Below are 19999 nucleotides of genomic sequence, written 5' to 3' on the forward strand. Positions count from 1 at the left end.
TGATCCCATGGGAAGAGCCTTTCTGCGGGTCTTTTGTTCAGGATCAGGCTTGAAGTCAGTATCGCCAGGCGCGGGTGCCTTTCCTCCTGGCACCAGGCCCGCGCGGCGGCGGAATGAAGGGAGCCTATGTCACAATATATGATATTGCAAGCATTGCAGGCTACTTCCGGAGGTCAAAATTGGGCTTCGATCCGAAGCCGGACTGGATCGATAAAATACTGAAAAGGAACGTTAATCTCAGGGGCTGCTTGTAGATCTTCTACCTATAGTTGTGCCATAACCCTATTATTCGCGCCTGTAGATACTTGAAGCTTAAAGCTCAGAATGTATGCATGTGACAATAATAATCACAATTCAAAGAGGGGCAAGCGATGAGCTATGATGCGATCATAGTGGGGGCAGGCCATAATGGCTTGGCGGCGGCCGTGCATTTGGCTTCCAGGGGCTGGAAAGTGGCTGTCATCGAGGGCAATGCGGAGCCTGGCGGTGCGGTCAAGACGCGCGAGGTGACGCTGCCCGGCTTTCGGCATGATCTCTGTGCCATGAATCTCTCCATGTTCGCCGGCTCTGCCTTCTTCGCGCAGTATAAGAACGAGCTATTGGCCGAAGGTCTGGGCTTCGTGCCTGCCACGGATTGCTTCGCGAGCGTCTTTCGTGACAACACCTATCTCGGCGTCAGCACCGATCTTGAGAAGACCGCTGGCGCCATCGCCGATATCTCGCCGCAGGATGCCGCCGCCTGGCGCAACATGCTCTCTGAGTTCGGGACGGATGCCCCGCATATTTTCGGTCTGCTCGGCTCGCCCATGCCATCTATGGCCGCGGCCAAGATCGTCTGGAAGGCTTGGCGCAAAAAGGGGATGGGCTGGGTGTACGATACCGCCCGGATGCTCTTTGCCTCGCCGCGCGATTTTCTCGATGCCCGTTTCCAGAATACCAAGCTCAAGACGATGATGGCCGCCTGGGGGCTGCATCTCGACTTTGCGCCCGATGTCGCCGGCGGTGCGCTGTTTCCCTATCTCGAATCCATGGCCAATCAGGCATTCGGCATGGTGATCGGCAAGGGCGGAGCCGATACGATCATCAAGGCGATGGCTGCCGTGCTGACGAGCAAGGGCGGCGAGCTGATGCTGGGAACGCGCGTCGACAAGATCGTCACGTCGGGCGGCAGGGCGACGGGTGTCGTGCTGGCCGATGGACGCCGCTACGAGGCGAAGCGGGCGGTCATCGCCAATGTCCATCCGCAGATCCTGTTCGGTAAGCTCCTGGATCGGGATCCGGCGCGTCAGGAGTTCGACGGCAAGGTGTCCCGCTTCCGGGCTGGACCCGGCACGATGATGATCCATCTGGCGCTATCGGGTCTTCCGGATTGGACGGCGGGCCAGGCGCTGCAGAATTTCGCCTATGTGCATATCGCGCCGGATCTTGAAATGATGTCGCGCGTCTATGCCGAGGCGATGGGCGGCCTCCTGCCGGCCGAGCCTGCGCTCGTGGTCGGGCAGCCGACGGCCATCGACCCGTCGCGCGCGCCGGCCGGGCAGCATGTGCTCTGGATACAGGTGCGTGTCCTGCCGGCGGAATTCCATGGCGATGCGGCCGGCGAGATCACCGGCACAAGCTGGAACGAGATCAAGGATGCCTATTCAGAGCGCGTTCTCGATATCGTCGAACGCTATGCCCCAGGCTTGCGCGGCAAGATACTGGGCCGTTCTGTTTTTTCACCTATCGATCTCGAGCACGAGAATCCGAACCTTGTCGGCGGCGACAATCTCTCGGGCAGCCATCATCTCGACCAGAATTTCCTGTTCCGCCCCGTTGCCGGCTATTCGCGTTACCGGACGCCCGTGGCATCGCTGTATATGTGCGGGGCTTCGACATGGCCGGGTGCAGGAACGGGGGCAGGCTCCGGTTTCATGCTGGGGAAAATGCTGGCCAAATAAGTACCATTTGGCTTGACGCGTAAACCTTTGACATTTCAAATGTCGGTCCCTAGATCGTTCACATCGTGAATGCAGAGCATTGAATTGAGCTGGCGTGATGGCAGAACCGGAAAGTGCAACCGTTGACCTGGAGATCATCGTTCAGGGCGCGCAGGAAGGCAAAAAGCTGGAGTTGCGGCTCTGGTTGCGCATGCTCTCGACCACGAAGCTGATCTCGCAGGAAATTCGTCGCCGGCTGCGCAATGAGTTCGGCGCGACCTTGCCGCAATTCGACCTGATGGCACAGCTCTATCGCGAACGCGAGGGTCTGCGGCTTGGGGAGCTTTCGAAGCGCACCATGGTCACCAATGGCAATGTCACTGGTCTTGTCGAGCGGCTGGAAGCGGATGGCCTTGTGCAGCGCGTGACGCCCGACGGCGACCGGCGCGTGACGGTCGCGAAGCTGACGGAGAAGGGCGAAACTCAATTCAGCGCCATGGCCGCCGCCCATGAAGGCTGGCTGCGCGACTTGATGGCGGATGTGGAGCCCGCGATCGTCAGCGAGTTGTGGCGGGATATCGGCGCGGTGAAGTCCTCAGTCAGCAACCATCTTTCCGGTGCCGACTTCGACTGATGACGGTGCTTATCTAGCCCGCTCGTTCTTGAATTTCTTCTCGAGCACGCTGACGAGGCGCACCATCGGCCAGAGCAGGATGATATAGATCAGCGCGGCCATGATCAGCGGCGATGGGTTGGCATAGAGGCCTTGGGCATTCTGCCCTTCTTTTAGCAGTTCCGGCAAAGCCACGGTCGACGCGAGCGACGTATCCTTGAACATGGACACGCAGTTGCTCGTCGTCGGCGGGATGACGATGCGAACCGCCTGCGGCAGCACGACCTTGTAGAGCGTGATCAGGAAGGGAATGCCAAGCGCTGCGGCGGCTTCGAACTGGCCGCGCGGCACGCTTTCGATCCCTGAGCGGAAGACTTCTGCCGAATAGGCCGCCAGCACGATCGAGAAGCCGAGGATCGCAGACCACCAGGCGGAAAAGCTGATGCCGATGAAAGGCAGCGCGTAGTAGATGAGGATCAGCACGACGAGCATCGGCATGGCGCGCATGATGTCGATATAGGCGATCATCAGGAGTTGCAGCGGCTTGGGGGCATAGAGGCGGATCAGGCTGATGACGAGGCCGCCCGCCACGCCGATCAGAATGCTGACCACACCGAGCGCGATGGTCATCCAAAGCCCGCGCACCAGCTGGGGAAATGCCGAGATCATGACGTCGGAATTGAAGAAGGTATCGACGAAAGACATTGGCACTCCCGCGCGCAGAACGAAGATATGATTTCTTATACCCACGCCGGTCGTTGCGACCGGCGTAGCTCATTTCAACAATGATCTTTTGATCACGCCTTGGGGATAGGCAATTCGGTGACGGTGGAGGAACCCGCCGGCGCCTTGCCGCCGAACCACTTCTCGTGGATCTTTTCCAGCGTGCCATCCTTCTTCATCGCCGTTATGGCATCGTTGATCTTGCCGAGCAGCGGCGAATCCTTGGTCATCATCAGGCCGTACTGCTCGCCGGTCTTGATGCGATCCTTGATGGCGAAGCCCTTGGTCTTGACGAAGAGGTACTGCATGCCCGGGATATCGCTGACGACGGCATCGATGCGGCCGGCGCCGAGATCGAGGAACATGTCCTGCTGCGAGTTGTAGCCCTTGACGTCGGCAAATCCCTGAGCGGCCTTGTTGTCATTGGCCCATTTTTCACCCGTCGAACCCGACAGCACGCCGATGGTTTTGCCCTTCAGATCCGCAAGCGTCTTGATCGAGCTACCGTCCTTGGCGGCGACGCCCATGTCGGAATCGTAGAAGGGCTGTGTGAAGGACTGCGACTTCAGTCGTTCCGGCGTGATGGTGATGGATGAGATCGCCACATCGATGCGCTTGGAGCTGGTTGCGGCAAACAGGGCCTGGAAGCCGTAGTCTGCGATATTGGTGGTCATGCCGGCGCGCTTGGCCGCTTCGTTGACGACATCGACCTCGAAGCCTTCGAAGCCGCCATTCGCGGTCTTGTATTCGAAGGGCGGGTTGTTGGGATAGGAACCGACATTCAGTACATCGGCGGCATAGGCGAAATGGCTTCCGCCGGCGAGGCCGATGGCGGTCGCCAGGATCAGCAGACTGCGACGAGTCATGGACATTTTTAGTCTCCCTCTGGTGATGGCCGCGGGCTTTTCCTCTCACCCGCGGGGTATTCCGTCCGCCCGACCGGCGGCCGTCTCATGTCATCGCATTGACCATGCGATCGAGCGCGATGCGCATCTGTTCGGTCTCGCGGAAGGTGCACATGCGCAGGAAGGCGCGCGACGATTCTCCGAAATGATATCCGGGCGCCAAGCCGACGCGGGCCGTTTCAAGAATACGCTCGCACAGCGCCGTCGCATCGGGCTCGCCCTGCACCGCGAAGAAGGCATACATGCCGCCGCGCGGCTTTTCCGGCAAGATGATACCCGGTATCTTCGGCAGCTTCTCATAGGCCAGATCGAGGCCGGCCTTGATGCGCCCGCGGATTTCTGAAACCAGCGGCTCGCCTTCACGCAGCGCGGCTGCCGCACCGGCCTGAACCATGGCGGAGGTGCCGCTGTTGATATACTGCGTCATGGCGCCGAGCTGGTCGGCAACGGCAGACGGGTGCGTCAGCCAGCCGACGCGCCAGCCGGTCATTGCCCAGGCTTTCGAGAAGCTGTTGATCGCGATGACGCGATCACCGTCCTCGGCCACCTGCAAGATCGAAGGGGCGATGTCGCCATCGAAATAGAGGCGGGCATAGACCTCGTCGGAGATGATCCAGATGCCGGTGCGGCGGCTGAAATCCAGCAGCGCCTGCATCTCCTCGCGCGACGCTGTCCAGCCCGTCGGATTGGATGGCGTCGACAGGAAGATGGCGCGGGTGCGGGCATCGCAGCGGGCGAAAAGCTTGTCGAGATCGAGGCGCCAATCGGTATCGAAATCGAGCGACACGGCGCGCGGCTCGCCGCCGATCAGATGGATGGCGTTATGGATGTTCGGCCATTGCGGGGCGACATAGACGACATTGGTGCCGACATCGACGAGCAGCTCGAGCGCCATGTAGAGCGCCTGCATGCCGCCTGGGGCAACCGTCGTGCGCTCGATCGGAATGGGGCGGCCGTGCCAATGCGTCTGATAGTCGGACAGTGTCTCGTTCAGCGTCGCCAGGCCACGCATATTCGGGACATAGAAGGTCGCGCCGTCGTCGAGCGCTTTCTTCGCAGCATCGCGGATGAACCCCGGCGTCACGATATCGCCTTCGCCGAACCAGAGCGGAATGACGCCGCCGAGTTCGCGGGCGCGCTTGGCAAGCACGGCAATGTTGTCGGTGCGCATGTCACGGATCTGGGCGCGAATGCCTTCGAGAGCATCGCGGCCTGATATCGCGTTCGGCAGGTTATGCTGCGGTAGAGACAAGAAATTTCCCCTGGGAATTCGGTATTGGAGGGTTCAAACGGCTCTGGAAGCTTTCGCTCGAGCAACCCCTCGATTTCGAATGGTTATCCAAAAACAACCGCATTTCAAGGACAAATTTTAAGCTTAAAAAGTCTACCTTCCTGCTCGGTTTCATGCTGTCCTTCCATGCGGTAACTCTCTGATAAAAATCAGCTTTATTTCGCTCCTCTGTCATGCGCGCCCGCTCTTGCGGCATCGACGCCGGCGGCCAGGCCGGCGCCCAGAAACATTGTGTCGCTCGCGAGAATGAAGAAGCTGATACCGGCCTCGGACCATGCGCCGATATCATCGGGCGAGGGGCGGAAGATGCCGACTGCGCGGCCGGCGGCCAAAGCGGCTTCGGTGATGGTTCTGATCGCCGCGTCGAGCCTGTCCTTGCCCGTCGGTCCTGTCGCATCGATCGAAACCGAGAGATCGCCAGGTCCGACGAAGATGAGGTCGATGCCATCGACCGCAGCGATTTCGGCGATATTGGCAAGCCCCTCGGCCGTCTCGACCTGAATGGCGAGCACAAGTTCCGCGTTGGCTTTGGCGAGGTAATCCGGAATGCGGTAGCCATAGGCTGCTGCCCGACCCGGGCCAACGCCACGCGCGCCGAGCGGGGGATAGCGGGTGGCGTTGACGGCGGCGCGTGCCTGTTCCGCCGTCGAAACACGGGGCACGAGAACGCCCGCAGCGCCGGCATCCAGAACGGCCGCGATATCCTCGGCCGCATGGCCGGGGACGCGGACCATGGCCGGAACGCGATGGACGTCGGCGGCGCGGATCAGATCCTCGATACGCTCGCGGCTGATCTGCGAATGCTCCCAGTCGATGCAGAGGAAATCGACACCCGAGGCTGCCGTGACTTCGATCGCGACTGGATACGGAATGGCCGCAAACGTACCAATCAGCAGCTTCTGCTCGATACAATTCCGGCGGAAATCGCTCATCGTCATCCTCAATTTAGCGGTCTCCCATCAAGGGATAGACCGAAAGATACAACTGCGAAACGGCAATCTGCTCTGTGTTCAAAACAGCTTTCCGTGCCATCAAGCACCAGCACGGAGGCATTGCGGCGGCGGAGTTGTTCGGGCGCCGCCACCGCTCTGAGGCACGGCTTACTTGCGCCGCGCCATGATCTCGGTCAGGACCGCGTCGAACCGCGCGATCTCTTCGATCTTGTTATAATGCACCAGCGACACGCGAATGGCACCCGTTTCCATGGACAAGCCGAGGCGCTTCATCAGGCGTGGTGCGAACATGTGGCCGTCACGCAGGCCGACGCGCTGCTTGCCCATCTCGCCGGCAAATTCCTGCGGCGTGATGCCCGGCATATTGAAGCAGATCGTGGGAACGCGTTGTTCGAGACGTGCCTCGTCGGAGATGCCGTAGATGACCGCGCCGTGGCGCTTTAGAACCGCGATCATCTCGCGCGAGAGCATCAGTTCGTATTGGCGGATTGCGCCCATGGCGGCTGCAAGCGCCTCGCGACGGCTGTGGTCACCGGTCGGCAGGAAGCGGCGGCCAAGGCCTTCGAGATATTTGACCGCGGCATTCATGCCGGCGACGTTCTCATAGGTGAAGGTGCCGACTTCGATCTTGTAGGGCGGTACGTCCGGAATGAAGTCTTCCTTGAATGTCGGCAATCTGACCAGCGCGTCGTAGCGGCCCCAGAGGAAGCCCATATGCGGCGAGAAATTCTTGTAGCCGGAGCAGACGAGATAGTCGCAGCCCCAGGCCTGCACGTCGATCAGACCATGCGGGCCGTAATGGACGCAATCGAGGAAGGTTTCAGCGCCGGCTGCCTGCGCCAGTTTGCAGACGCTAGCGACATCGACGATGGTGCCGATGGAATGCGCGGTGACGGTGCAGGCGACGAGGCGGGTCTTGTCGTTCAGGAGCGGCTTCAGGTCTTCCACATGCAGCGTGCCGTCCTCGCGCATGCGCCACCAGACGATCTTGGCGCCCTCGGCTTCCAGTGCCATCCAGGTGGCGATGTTGGCGTCGTGATCCATGTCGGTGACGACGATCTCGTTGCGCTCGCCGAGCAGCTTGGCAATGCCGAGGCTGACAAGACGGATGAAGGAGGTTGCGTTCTGGCCGAAGGAGATTTCTTCCGGGCGATAGGCGTTGACCAGCATGGCGACGCTTTCGCGGGCTTCTTCCAGATTGCGGTCGACACCCTGGCTGTGCTGGTATTTCGCCATGCGCTGGACGTTGAAATCGATGAGGTGATTGGCAACCGCATCGACGACCGTCTGAGGCACTTGCGCGCCGCCTGCATTATCGAGAAAGACGAAATCGCCAGCCTTCCGGATGGCCGGGAACATGGCGCGGACCTCGTCGACCGGGAAGCTGTTGTGGCCGGCGAATTGCGATGCGGAAGCGGCGGAGTTCATGGGGATCTCGCTCTGATTATGGGATTGAAATCTCAATTTTGATCATTTGATCACAAAATACTTTAAGGTTCAACCAAATTTCTCAGTCTCTTTTTGAAGCTAGCGGCGGCCGGAGCCGGAGCCTTTGCGCGGCTCATCCTGCGTGGCCGGGCAATAATCCCGGAGGATTTCGTGGGTACGGCTTATGTCGGCGACGATACCGTCGCGAGCGGCGGCGAAGTCCCCGATCTTTAAAGCGTTGACAACGGCAACATGCTCGCCGGCGGGATCGAGTTCGCCGCTGCGCATCAAAGGCTCGACCGAGGCGGAAAGCATGCGCATGTAGGGGCCGAAGCGCAGCCACAAGGTTTCGATCAGCTGCAGCAGCACCTCGGAGCCGGAGGCGCGATAGATGGTGAAGTGGAACTGCTGGTTCTTGGCCATCAGGTCGTAAACATTGGCGCCGCGGCCGATCACATGCTGTTCGCCGGCGATGCGCTCGAGCGCTTCAATGTCTGTCGGGGTGAGGTTCGGCATGCCGAGCTCCGCGGCCAGGCCCTCTACGGCGATGCGGGCGCGGCAGAGATCGTCCAAGCGGGCGAGCGTGACAATGGGGATGCGGGCCGAGCCGTTTGCCGCGACCTCAAGCGCGTTTTCAGCGGCGAGCCGGCGCAGGGCCTCGCGCACCGGCATGTTGCTGGTTCCGAAGGTTTCGGCAAGCGAGGCGATGGTCAGCGTCTGGCCGGGATCGAAATTGCCGGCCATCAGCGCGTTTCGCAGCTGCTGATAGACGCTCTCCTGGATCGTCGTTCTGGAGGACACCGGTTCCAGGGCTATGCGCACGCTTGTTTCCTCTCCGCTTATCGGGACTCGTTCATGGTAGAACGAAGGGCGGGCGAAAGGAAAGGGGCCTCTCGGAATGGCGATCAGGCCTCCTCGGCCTTCCAGCCCGCCTCATCCGCTGCAGGTGCGGCTTCCTCCTTCTTCGCCGGGGTCTTTCGCAGGCCAAGCCCGACGCCGATGAGGGCAAGAGCGCCGCCGATCGCATGATAGGCATGCAGCTGTTCTCCAAGCAGCGCCCAGGCCAGTGCCGCAACGATGATCGGCAGGAGATTGATCAGCAGCGAGGTGCGACTGGCTCCGAGCCTCTGAATGCCGATCATCCAGCAGAGGGGCGCGACCAGGGAGGTCGGGATCGCGGCATAGAGAATTAGCGGCAGGTTGGCCGTGGTGATCGGCGAGATATCACCCATCAGGAAGATCGGGATCAGCAACAGGGTTGAAAAGCCGATCTGCCAGAAAAGCTGCTGCCACATGGGAATCGGCATCGTCCAGCGCCTCAGCATGACGCCATAGAGCGCATTCGAGAGGACGGCGATGATCATCAGGCCGTCACCGATATGGAAACCGCCATCCACAAGACGTATCGGATCGCCCTGCGATGTCAAATAGACGAGCCCGATCAATGAAATGCCGCCGCCTATAAGGCTTGTTGCAGTCAGTTTCTCTCCGGCCAGAAGGCTTGCGAAAAACGTCGACAGCAACGGCATCAGAGCAACAATGACACCCATATTGACGGCCGAGGTGGTCTTGGCCGCCTCATAGGCGAGGCTCTGATAAATCACCATGCCAAGGGCACCGAGCGTGGCGAGTTTCAGCCAGTGCTGCCGGAGCAGGGCGCGGTTGTGCCATGCCGCGCGGCCAACGAAAGGCAGGAGCACGACGAAGGCGAGCAGCCAGCGATAGAAGGAGATCGAGCCCGGCGAGATCACGCCTGCGGATGCCTTGGTGACCACGGTGTTGCCGGACCAGATCAGTACCGTCAGCAGCGGCGCAAGTCCGGCCACGCCGACGATGGTAGCGGAAACGTTCGGCTGGGTGCTCATATGAATGTCTCTCGTCATCCTCGGGCCTGGGCGAAACAAAGGAGGGCGGACGTGGATCGCCGTCCCGAAGTGTTTCTATCGTCTGTCCGAATTCTGGTATATAGCGAGATTAAGACATCAGTAGCGAAATGAGGACATGTCCGTCAGGTCTCCACGCATCGAGGGCGATCCGCCAAATCCGGTTTCCTTCCGAACCGAGAATTATAGGGCAGGCACGGTTTTTCCCAGAAAGAGCCAGCCCTGGGGCGAGCTCAACTATGCGCTTATCGGTGTCTGCGAGTTCGACATCGAGGGCGTGCGCTATCTGTCACCACCGCATTATGCCATCTGGCTGCCGCCGGACACTATGCATGGTGCCTATAACCAGCATGACCTGCGCTATGTCACCGTCTATGTCGAACGCGCGCTCTGCCACGATCTGCCGGACAGGCCTTCCACGCTCGGCATCAGCCCGCTGCTGAAGGCGATCCTGGCGGATTTTGCGGCGCGTGATGTCACCATACCCGAAACAACCGAGGACCTGCGGCTTGCTCAGGTGCTGGTCGATCAGATTCGCCTGGCGCCACGCTGCGAGAGCTATCTGCCGCTTTCCGACGATCCACTGCTCGGTCCGGTGCTGAGCGCTTTGCAGGCCGACCCCGGCGACCGGCATTCTCTTTCAGAATGGGCGCGCAGGATGGGGACGACCGAGCGCACATTATCGCGCCGATGCCAGGAGGATCTAGGCCTCTCCTTCAACGAGTGGCGGCAGCGGCTGAAGCTCGTCGCGGCGCTTTCGCTGATCGAGGCCGGTGAGCCGGTGCACCGGATCGCGGCGCAGTTGGGTTACGGCAATGCTTCCGCCTTTATCGCCATGTTCCGCCGGCTGACGGGCACGAGCCCGATGCAGATGCGCTAATTTCAGGTTTCAATTAAAACGATCTCGAGCTTGCGCAGTTCTTCCGGATCGGCCATCGCGTCGATGACGTTAATCATGCCATCCGCATTGAAGGTGCAACGAAGAGCGATGCGCAGCTGTCCGTCGATGACAACGATAGCGCCGACGGCGCCGTTGATAACCGCCAGCCGGGCTCCCCGTGCACGGCCCTGGAAGGTCTTGGCGACATCCACGCGCCCGCGGATTTCGCCTGCCGCGCCCATGCGGGCGGCAACGGCATCCGGCCGGAAGACGGCTTGGGGGTCGAGGACGGCGAGCAGCGCCTGCAGGTCGCCGTCACGCGAGGCAGCGAAGAAGGCATCGACGACATGGCGCTGACGGGTAAGATCGGCCTCCGTCGTTAACGGCGTATCCTGCACGCGGCGGCGGGCACGGCTTGCAAGCTGGCGCGTCGCGACTGTCGTGCGTCCCAGAATCGGGGCGATCTCGTCGAAGGAGACGTCGAACATATCGTGCAGGACGAAGGCAAGCCGTTCGGCGGGATTCAGCTTCTCCAGCACGACAAGGAGGGCAAGGCCGACGGAATCGGCCAGCAATGCATCCTGTTCCGGATCGGTGCCGTTACCAGCCTCATGCACGACCATCGGTTCGGGGATCTGGACTGTCAGCGGCTCTTCGCGGCGGGATTTGCGTGACCGCAGCAGATCGAGGCAGATGCGCGCCGTCACTGTCGTCAGCCATCCGCTGAGGTTTTCGATGCCGGAGGTATCGCTCCTCATCAGGCGCAGCCATGTTTCCTGCACCGCATCTTCGGCCTCCGTCCGCGAGCCGAGCATGCGATAGGCGACCGCGCGAAGATGCGGCCGGTTTGCCTCGAATTTTTCAGCCTGCCACTTTTTTTCGTCCATCGGTCACATTCCCTCATCTCGTTTCGTCAGACCCATGACGAGTGAAATCCGGCCGGTGTGACAGCGGATCGGCAGGAAAGTGCATCGTCCGGACTTGAGCCGCAACCATGCTCTCACAATCAGAGGAAATAGATATGCAAGCTCGTATGAAGAACCCAGCCCTCGTTCTGCCAGAAACGCTGCAGGCGCTTTTGGCCGTCAGCAATTCGATCAAGGATCAGGGCCTTTCGGAAAATATCATGGACCTCGTGCATCTGCGTGTTAGCCAGATCAACGGCTGCAGTGTCTGCACCGACATGGGCTTTCGCAAGCTTCAGAAAGCCGGCGAAACGATCGAGCGAATCGTCGGCGTCTCGGCCTGGCGCGAAATGCCCTATTTTTCGGATGCGGAGCGAGCTGCTCTCGCTCTCGGGGAGGCGGCTACCCGGCTTGCCGATCGGCCCGATGCCGTCAGCGATGAGATCTGGAACGAAGCGGCAAAGCATTTTGACGAGAAGGCCCTGTCGGCGCTGATCGTCGCGATCGCCATCGACAATGTCTGGAACCGGCTGAACTCGACCGTCCGCCAGCAGGCAGGCGCATCCTGGAACTGATCGTCCGCAATGAGCGCCACCTTCTTCTCACAGCAAGAGGAGGAAGGTGGCCTGGATTCTCAAACCTCGCCTACTCGCGAGGTCACCAGCAATTTCGCCATCCAGTCCACGAAGACACGCACCTTGTTGCTGAGGTGCCGGTTGGGCGGATAGACGATATGCAAGGGCAGTGATGGCCGGGTCCACGCGGGAAGAATGGGAACGAGCTCGCCGCTTGCAAGCGCATCCCGAGCCATGAAGCTCGGAACCTGCGCGATGCCAAGCCCCATCAATGCCGCCTGGAGATAGCTGCGGCTGTCATTCACCGAAAGGATATAGCGAGGGCTGATTTCCAATGCCTCGTTGCCATGTTCGAACAGGAAAGGAATCGTCCGGCCGGTTTGCGCGCGAAAATAGCTGACTGCATAATGGCTGGTTTCCAAATCCTCCGGCCGTTCGGGGAAGCCATGCTTCTCGATGTAAAGCGGCGCCGCACAGGTGATGAGGTGTACTTCACCGACGCGGCGGGCAATCAGAGACTGGTCGCTCGGCATGCCGGCGCGCAGCGCACAATCGACATTCTCGGCCAGATAATCCACCAGACGGTCGCCGACACCGAGGTCGATATGGATATCGGGATAGCGTTGATGGAAATCGCATAGCGCCGGCATGACGATCTTCTCGGCGAAGGCGCCGGCCATTTCGACACGCAGGCGCCCGCTCGGCAGGCTCTGTGAATTGCTGATGCTGCCGTCCAGCTCCTCTATTTCCGAAAGGATCTGAACCGCGCGTTCGTAATAGAGCGCGCCGTCCGTCGTCACCATGACGCGCCGGGTCGTGCGGTTGAGGAGCTTGGCATGCAGATGCGCCTCGAGCGACTGGATGAGCGTCGTCACCGTCGCCTTCGGCATGGAAAGGGCAGCTGCGGCGCGGGTGAAATTACCCGTTTCCACCACACGCGCGAATGCCCGCATTGCTGATAACTGATCCATTCTATGATATCCCTGGACCGTAAAGAAAAGAGGCCGATTGTTTGTAATCGTGAATAGTCTGATCGAATATATGCTACTTATTCTCGAAGCGGAATAACAATATGTTTTTATCGTGATTGTTGCAATGCGGCATGGGGGCGCCAAAGACCGCATTCGAGAATATGATTGCAAAGCCGGATAGACCGCTGCTGAATTGAATCATATTCGCTCGAGCAGACAAGGAATTGGTCGATGAGTGCGCCGTGGAAAGATGTTGTGCTGGAAAACGTGCCTACGGGGCCCGTGGAAGCCCGGATCTACAACGGCGAAGGTTTGAAGAAGGCGGCACCTCTCGTGCTTTATCTGCACGGCGGCGCTTTCCTCGACACCGATCACGCAACCGACAGGCCGGTGGCGGCAAGTCTCGCCGAGGCTGGTGCCATCGTGGTTGCCGCGGATTATACGAGCGGCAATCAGAATGCTTTTCCGAAGGTGCTCGAATGTGCCTACGGAATTCTCGCCTACCTCAGCAACAAGCGGAATATGCTTGCGCTGGGTGGAGCGAAAAAATCGCTGCTGTTTGTCGCCGGAGAGGAATCGGGTGGCAATGTTGCAGCGGGTGTCGCTTTAAAGGCGCGCGATCAGATGCCCGGTTCGCTGGACGGACAGGTGCTGATTTCGCCTTTGCTTGATCCTTTCATGGGATCGAAATCTTTCCTCCAGGCGGAGGAAAGCGGCATGCGCGAGCGCTGGACGGACGGCTGGAACCGATACCTGGGCTTCCTGGGCGGTGTCTGCCATCCTTATGCAGCGCCTCGATACTGTTCGCGGCTTTCGGGCCTCGCGCCGGCATTGGTGCTCACGGCCGAGGACGACCCGCTCCGCGACGAGAGCATGGAATACGGCAGCCGGCTGAAAGCGGCTGGCGTCCGTGTTCGCCAGCAAGTCCTTCCCGCCGGGACAGGCTGGCCCACCCTCTATGGCGGGCAGTCGAAAGACAGGCCTTCGTGGCAGCAGGATATCTGTTGCTGTTTCAAGGGGTTTGTCGAAGACGTGCAGGCTTGATCGGCTAGACTATTCCGTCCGCGAGAGACAAGCGCGAATGGGGTGAGGCGTCGAAGGCACGAGACCGGAGCGGTGGTCACGCGAATGCGCACGCTTCGGCCCCTGATTTTATTGAGACGATAGGAATTTTCGGTCCCGTGTCCCAAGGCGGGACCAAAGGAGAGACCAACATGAAGTCCAACGGTAAAAGCTGGGCCCTGTGGGGCGCTGGCATGGGTGTTGCTGCGGCTGTTGCAGGTGCGGCTTTCTATCTGGAGCTGCCGCGCGGTGCTCAGGCGACGGAAACGGCCAGCCAGGCGGCACCGCCGGCTATCCCCGTTACGGTTGCCGCCGTCGAGCAGCGCGATGTCACCTCCTGGCAGGAATTTTCCGGCCGGCTCGAAGCCATCGACCGGGTTGAAATCCGGCCGCGTGTCGCCGGCGCAATCCAGTCCGTGCATTTCCGCGAAGGCGCCTTGGTCAAGCAGGGCGACCTGCTGGTGACGATCGATCCCGCACCCTATGAGGCGGCCGTCGCCCAGGCTCAGGCCCAGGTCGGAGCAGCAAAAGCCAAGCTCGATCTCGCCAAGGTCGAAGTCGGTCGCGGACAGAAGCTCTTCGACAACAAGACCATTTCGCAGAGCGACATGGACACGCGCACAAGCAACTATGCCGAAGCCGAGGCCAATCTGAAGGCGGCGCAAGCGGCCTTGCAGACCGCGCAGCTGAACCTCGACTATACGCAGGTTCGCGCTCCGATCGCCGGCCGCGTCGGCAAGATCGCCGTCACCGTCGGCAATCTCGTGGCCGCCGGTTCTTCTTCACCGGCATTGACGACGCTCGTTTCGGTTGATCCGATCTATGCGAGCTTCAGCGCCAACGAACAGACCGTCACCCAGGCGCTCTCCGAGCTGCCCACCAGCAATGGCGTGGCTCCGCCGGTCGAGCAGATCCCGGTTCAGATCGGGACGGCAAGCGACAACGGCACCCCGATCAAGGGCAAGTTGCAGTTGATCGACAACGAGGTCGATGCGGCGAGCGGCACCGTCAGCGTTCGCGCCGTATTCGATAATCCGGGCGGTCGTCTCATCCCAGGTCAGTTCGTGCGGGTCCGTATGGGCCAGCCGAAGGCCGAGAACAGGATCGTCATCGACGACCGCGCAGTCGGTACCGACCAGGACAAGAAGTTCGTCTTTGTCGTGGATGGCGAGAACAAGGTCAATTACCGGCAGGTTCAGCTCGGGTCGCTGGCTGACGGCCAGCGCGTGATCGAGAACGGCCTGAAAGCCGGCGAAAAGATCGTCGTCAACGGGCTGCAGCGCATCCGTCCCGGTGCAGTCGTCGCACCGCAGTTGGCAGAGAAGGTCGCGACCGCTCAGTAAGACTTCGCCTTCTGCCCGTGGGCAGAAGGCCGACATTCCGAAATCACATGATCCGCCGGCGGCTCTCAAATCGTCGGACAGGAATTTTGCATCCGTTCTCACCCCAGAGGGGGCTTTGATATGAACATCTCCAGATTCTTTGTCGACCGACCGGTCTTTGCCGGTGTTCTTTCGGTCCTCATCGTGGTCGCCGGCCTGATCGGCCTCAGAGCGCTGCCGATCTCCGAATATCCGGAGGTCGTGCCTCCCTCGATTGTCGTGCATGCCACCTATCCCGGCGCCAACCCGACCGTCATTGCCGAAACGGTGGCGACCCCGCTCGAAGAGCAGATCAACGGCGTCGAGGGCATGCTCTACATGTCCAGCCAGGCGACATCAGACGGCGCTCTCAATGTGACGGTCACCTTCAAGCTCGGCACCGATCCGGACAAGGCGCAGCAGCTCGTGCAAAACCGCGTTTCGCAGGCCGAGCCGCGCCTGCCCGCGGAAGTCCGTGCCCTCGGCATTACGACCATCAAGAGCTCGCCCAACTTTATCGTGGTCGTCAACCTCGTCTCGGACGGAGCCGACCACGACATCACCTATCTGCGAAACTATGCGACCCTGAACATCAAGGATCGACTCGCCCGGATCGAAGGCGTCGGCCAGGTGCAGGTCTTCGGCGCCGGCGACTATTCCATGCGCGTATGGATCGATCCGCAGAAGGCCGCCGAACATAATCTTGCGGCCAGCGACATCAGCAATGCGATCAGCTCCCAGAACGTCCAGGCTGCGGCTGGCATCATCGGTGCCTCACCCAGCCGGCCGGGCGTGGATCTGCAGCTCAACGTCAACGCCCAAGGCCGCCTGCGCACGCCTGAGGAGTTCGGCAACATCATCGTCAAGACGGGCGCCAATGGCGAAATCACCCGCCTTCGCGACGTCGCCCGCGTCGAGCTCGGCGCGGAAGACTATACGCTGCGTTCGCTGCTCGACGGCAAGCCGGCCGTCGCCGTCGCCGTTCTCCAAGCGCCCGGTTCGAACGCCATCGAGATCGCGAACAACGTGCGCTCGACCATGGACGTGCTGCAGCAGGCCATGCCTGCCGGCGTCAAGTACGAGATCGTCTACGACACGACGAAATTCGTCCGCGCCTCGATCGAGAAGGTTATCGACACGCTGCTCGAAGCCATCGCCCTCGTCGTTCTCGTCGTCATCCTGTTCCTGCAGACATGGCGTGCCTCGATCATCCCGCTGATCGCCGTTCCCGTGTCGATCATCGGCACCTTTGCGGTGATGTATGTCTTCGGCTTCTCGATCAACGCGCTTAGTCTGTTCGGCCTGGTGCTGGCGATCGGTATCGTCGTGGACGACGCGATCGTGGTGGTGGAGAACGTCGAACGCAATATCGAGAACGGGCTCAGTCCGCGAGACGCCACCTACAAGGCCATGAAGGAAGTCTCCGGCCCGATCATCGCGATCGCGCTGGTCCTCGTCGCGGTCTTCGTGCCGCTCGCTTTCATCTCCGGCCTGTCCGGCCAGTTCTACCGCCAGTTCGCGCTGACGATCGCCATCTCGACCGTCATCTCGGCCTTCAACTCGCTCACCCTGTCTCCGGCACTGGCATCCCTGCTCCTGAAAGGTCATCATGCGCCGAAGGATGGGTTGACGCGGATCATGGATGCGGTCTTCGGCTGGTTCTTCCGCGGCTTCAACCGGGCATTCGGAGCCGGTTCGAAATACTACGGCAAGGGCGTCGGCGGCCTGCTGTCGCGCAAGAGCATCGTCATGGTGGTCTATCTCGCGCTGGTGGGAGCGACCTATAGCCTGTTCACAACGGTTCCAGGCGGTTTCGTGCCGTCGCAGGACAAGCAGTATCTGATCGGCTTCGCACAGTTGCCGGATGCCGCAAGCCTCGACCGTACGGAAGACGTGATCAAGCGCATGACGGACATTGCGCTGAAGCAGCCGGGCGTCGCCAATGCGATCGCCTTCCCGGGCCTGTCGATCAACGGCTTCACCAATTCCTCGAATGCCGGCATCGTTTTCGTGACGCTGAAGGACTTCGACGAGCGCAAGACGCCGGACCTTTCGGGCGGGGCGATCGCCATGGCACTGAACCAGAAGTTCGGCGCCATCCAGGATGCCTTCATCGCCATGTTCCCGCCGCCGCCCGTCAACGGTCTCGGTACGACAGGCGGCTTCAAGCTGCAGATCGAGGATCGCGCCGGCCTCGGCAACCATGCGCTCGACCAGGCGGCCAAGGCGGTGATCGCCAAGGCTTACCAGACACCGGAGCTCACCGGCATCTTCTCGAGCTTCCAGATCAACGTGCCGCAGCTCTTTGCCGATCTCGACCGCTCCAAGGCCGAGCAGCTCGGAGTCTCCGTCACCGACGTCTTCCAGACGCTGCAGATCTATCTCGGTTCGCTCTATGTGAACGACTTCAACGCATTCGGCCGCACCTACAGCGTCCGCGTGCAGGCCGATGCCAAGTTCCGCGCTCAGCCGGAAGATATCGGCCAGTTGAAGGTTCGTTCGGCATCGGGTCAGATGATCCCGCTTTCAGCCCTGCTGAAGGTGGATGCCACGACCGGCCCGGAACGCACGAACCGCTATAACGGCTTTCTGGCAGCCGACATCAATGGCGGCCCGGCGCCCGGTTTCTCGTCAGGCCAGGCACAGGCAGCGATCGAGAAGATTCTGCATGAGACGTTGCCGCCCGGCATAGACTTCGAATGGACTGATTTGACCTACCAGCAGATCCTGGCCGGCAATTCCAGCGTCGTCGTCTTTCCGCTGGCGCTGCTCTTGGTCTTCCTCGTGCTGGCCGCCCAATACGAGAGCCTGACCTTGCCGCTCGCCATCATCATGATTGTGCCGATGGGTGTCTTGGCGGCGCTGACCGGCGTCTGGCTCACAGGTGGAGACAACAACATCTTCACCCAGATCGGCCTGGTGGTGCTCGTCGGTCTATCAGCGAAGAACGCGATCCTGATCGTGGAATTCGCCCGCGAGCTGGAATTCGAGGGCCGCACGCCGGTTCAGGCTGCGATCGAAGCCAGCCGCCTGCGTCTGCGCCCGATCCTGATGACCTCCATGGCCTTCATCATGGGTGTCGTGCCGCTGGTCACCTCGACCGGTGCCGGTTCCGAAATGCGTGCTGCCATGGGTGTCGCGGTGTTCTCGGGCATGATTGGCGTCACCTTCTTCGGCATCTTCATGACGCCGGTCTTCTACGTGCTGATCCGCAGGCTGACGGGCAACCGTCCGCTCAAGCAGCATCACCACAACGACAACGAACATTCGGCGGAGGTACTCCCGATCGCCGCCGAATAGGAGGCGGTGCCGAGCGGCACTCCAGTCGTCGACACGCCAAGGGGCGGGACCTTTCGGTCCCGCCCTTTTCATATATCATATTTTCATTTTGGCTAATTTACCCTTCTTTCGAAGAATTTGCCGCATGATAGCCGATTTCCTTTGCATGCTGCCTCCAGAGGTTTATCAAGCTTTTGGATGAGTTGATTGACGTACATCGGGCGTGGGGAGTCGCCTGCGGATCGTGGAGCTTTGAGGTCGGCCGCGGCGCGAGATCGTCGCCGGATCCGCCGGCATGACCAAGGGCGCTTCGCTATCCGGTTTCGGTGTCCGATGCGTTGCAATTCGGAGGATACTTTATGCAGGATAGAAAGATCGCCTTTCTCGGTACGGGCTTGATGGGCGCGCCGATGGCACGGCAGCTGCTCGCCGCCGGTTTCGCGGTGACGGTCTGGAATCGCGACCGCAGCAAGGCGGAACCCTTGGCTGCCGACGGCGCGTCTGTCGCGGATACGGCGGTCGAAGCGGCGCGGGGAGCATCCGTTCTTTTCACCATGCTGACCAATGGCGGCGCCGTCGGCGAGGTCCTGTTCGGTGGCGGCGTGGCTGACGTGCTTGAGGTCGGTGCGATCGTGATCGATCATAGCTCGATATCGCCTGCTATTGCCCGCGAACATGCGGGCAAGCTTGCCGAGCGTGGCATCCGGCATATCGATGCTCCGGTCTCCGGTGGCGTCGTGGGTGCCGAAAGGGGGACACTTGCGATCATGGCTGGCGGCGATGCCGAGGTGATAGACAGCGTGCGCGATATCTTGGCGCCTCTCGGACGCGTGACCCATGTTGGCCCCAGCGGCACCGGCCAGCTTGCGAAGCTCGGCAATCAGCAGATCGTTGCCGTTACCATCGGAGCCGTCGCAGAGGCGATGCTGTTGGTCGAGGCCGGCGGCGGCTCGCGCGAAGCATTCCGTGCCGCCATTCGCGGCGGCTTCGCTGAAAGCCGCATCCTGGAACTGCATGGCCAGCGCATGATCGAGCGCAACTTCGAGCCGGGCGGAACCGCCCGCAACCAATTGAAGGATCTCGATACCGTCTTGGCGACGGCGGAGAGTCTCGCCCTTCATCTCCCTTTGACGGAAGCTGTGAGAGCCGAATTTGCCGAATTCGTCGAGAATGGCGGCGGCGAGCGGGATCACAGCGGTTTGCTGCAGCATTTGGAAGACAAGAATGCCCGAGGAAAGGCTTGAGGAAGTG

Annotated in this window: 17 protein-coding genes; 8 read left to right on the top strand and 9 right to left on the bottom strand. The window is 60.9% G+C overall.

Translation table 11 applies throughout. The annotated features are described in order from the left end of the window. The first annotated feature begins 371 nt into the window (after positions 1-371). Together FHT84_RS13015 and FHT84_RS13020 are read left to right on the top strand one after the other, a co-directional pair. Entirely contained in the window at positions 372-1940 is a 1569-nt protein-coding gene (locus FHT84_RS13015; protein ID WP_183762816.1) for an NAD(P)/FAD-dependent oxidoreductase, read from the top strand. A 97-nt stretch (positions 1941-2037) separates the two neighbouring features. Next, on the top strand, positions 2038-2553 hold the full coding sequence (locus FHT84_RS13020) for a MarR family transcriptional regulator (protein WP_112340504.1): 516 nt from the start codon (positions 2038-2040) through the stop codon (positions 2551-2553). Positions 2554-2562: 9 nt separating this feature from the next. On the opposite strand, the gene FHT84_RS13025 is transcribed toward FHT84_RS13020, so the two are convergent. From FHT84_RS13025 to FHT84_RS13055, 7 genes are all read right to left on the bottom strand, one after another. Beyond that, a complete protein-coding gene (locus FHT84_RS13025; protein ID WP_183762819.1) occupies positions 2563-3237 on the bottom strand; it encodes an amino acid ABC transporter permease in 675 nt (224 codons plus the stop codon). 92 nt (positions 3238-3329) lie between these two features. Continuing rightward, on the bottom strand, positions 3330-4127 hold the full coding sequence (locus FHT84_RS13030; RefSeq protein ID WP_183762822.1) for an ABC transporter substrate-binding protein: 798 nt from the start codon (positions 4125-4127) through the stop codon (positions 3330-3332). A gap of 79 nt (positions 4128-4206) precedes the next feature. Further along, positions 4207-5412 carry a pyridoxal phosphate-dependent aminotransferase gene (locus tag FHT84_RS13035; RefSeq protein ID WP_183762824.1) on the bottom strand — a complete coding sequence of 402 codons (1206 nt, stop codon included), beginning with the start codon at positions 5410-5412 and terminating at the stop codon, positions 4207-4209. Between the two features lie 194 nt (positions 5413-5606). Beyond that, positions 5607-6383 carry an aldolase/citrate lyase family protein gene (locus FHT84_RS13040; protein ID WP_183762827.1) on the bottom strand — a complete coding sequence of 259 codons (777 nt, stop codon included), beginning with the start codon at positions 6381-6383 and terminating at the stop codon, positions 5607-5609. A 168-nt stretch (positions 6384-6551) separates the two neighbouring features. Next, complete coding sequence (locus tag FHT84_RS13045; protein WP_183762830.1) at positions 6552-7832, bottom strand: cysteine desulfurase-like protein; 1281 nt, start codon at positions 7830-7832, stop codon at positions 6552-6554. 99 nt (positions 7833-7931) lie between these two features. Further along, positions 7932-8654, bottom strand: coding sequence for a GntR family transcriptional regulator (locus FHT84_RS13050; RefSeq protein WP_112340499.1), 723 nt, complete (start codon positions 8652-8654; stop codon positions 7932-7934). 83 nt (positions 8655-8737) lie between these two features. Next, positions 8738-9697: a DMT family transporter gene (locus tag FHT84_RS13055; protein WP_112340498.1), complete on the bottom strand. Its 960-nt coding sequence runs from the start codon at positions 9695-9697 to the stop codon at positions 8738-8740. Between the two features lie 136 nt (positions 9698-9833). On the opposite strand from FHT84_RS13055, the gene FHT84_RS13060 reads away from it, so the two are divergent. After that, a complete protein-coding gene (locus tag FHT84_RS13060; RefSeq protein WP_145644543.1) occupies positions 9834-10595 on the top strand; it encodes a helix-turn-helix transcriptional regulator in 762 nt (253 codons plus the stop codon). 2 nt (positions 10596-10597) lie between these two features. Here FHT84_RS13060 and FHT84_RS13065 read toward each other — a convergent pair whose 3' ends face one another. Beyond that, the gene (locus FHT84_RS13065; protein WP_183762833.1) at positions 10598-11482 is read right to left on the bottom strand and encodes a sigma-70 family RNA polymerase sigma factor; all 885 of its coding nucleotides are present in this window, start codon (positions 11480-11482) and stop codon (positions 10598-10600) included. A 134-nt stretch (positions 11483-11616) separates the two neighbouring features. Between FHT84_RS13065 and FHT84_RS13070 the strand changes: the two genes are divergently transcribed. Beyond that, entirely contained in the window at positions 11617-12075 is a 459-nt protein-coding gene (locus FHT84_RS13070) for a carboxymuconolactone decarboxylase family protein (RefSeq protein WP_183762836.1), read from the top strand. A 59-nt stretch (positions 12076-12134) separates the two neighbouring features. On the opposite strand, the gene FHT84_RS13075 is transcribed toward FHT84_RS13070, so the two are convergent. After that, positions 12135-13046, bottom strand: coding sequence for a LysR family transcriptional regulator (locus tag FHT84_RS13075; protein WP_112340494.1), 912 nt, complete (start codon positions 13044-13046; stop codon positions 12135-12137). A 231-nt stretch (positions 13047-13277) separates the two neighbouring features. Between FHT84_RS13075 and FHT84_RS13080 the strand changes: the two genes are divergently transcribed. The 4 genes from FHT84_RS13080 (at position 13278) to FHT84_RS13095 (ending at position 19992) form a co-directional block, all read left to right on the top strand. Beyond that, the gene (locus FHT84_RS13080) at positions 13278-14090 is read left to right on the top strand and encodes an alpha/beta hydrolase (protein ID WP_112340493.1); all 813 of its coding nucleotides are present in this window, start codon (positions 13278-13280) and stop codon (positions 14088-14090) included. A 170-nt stretch (positions 14091-14260) separates the two neighbouring features. Then, entirely contained in the window at positions 14261-15451 is a 1191-nt protein-coding gene (locus FHT84_RS13085; RefSeq protein ID WP_112340492.1) for an efflux RND transporter periplasmic adaptor subunit, read from the top strand. A gap of 120 nt (positions 15452-15571) precedes the next feature. After that, positions 15572-18769 carry an efflux RND transporter permease subunit gene (locus FHT84_RS13090; RefSeq protein ID WP_183762839.1) on the top strand — a complete coding sequence of 1066 codons (3198 nt, stop codon included), beginning with the start codon at positions 15572-15574 and terminating at the stop codon, positions 18767-18769. A 338-nt stretch (positions 18770-19107) separates the two neighbouring features. After that, on the top strand, positions 19108-19992 hold the full coding sequence (locus FHT84_RS13095; protein WP_183762843.1) for an NAD(P)-dependent oxidoreductase: 885 nt from the start codon (positions 19108-19110) through the stop codon (positions 19990-19992). The last annotated feature ends 7 nt before the right edge of the window (positions 19993-19999 follow it).

The sequence above is a fragment of the Rhizobium sp. BK289 genome (assembly GCF_014193575.1).
GTDB classification, from domain to species: domain Bacteria; phylum Pseudomonadota; class Alphaproteobacteria; order Rhizobiales; family Rhizobiaceae; genus Rhizobium; species Rhizobium tropici_C.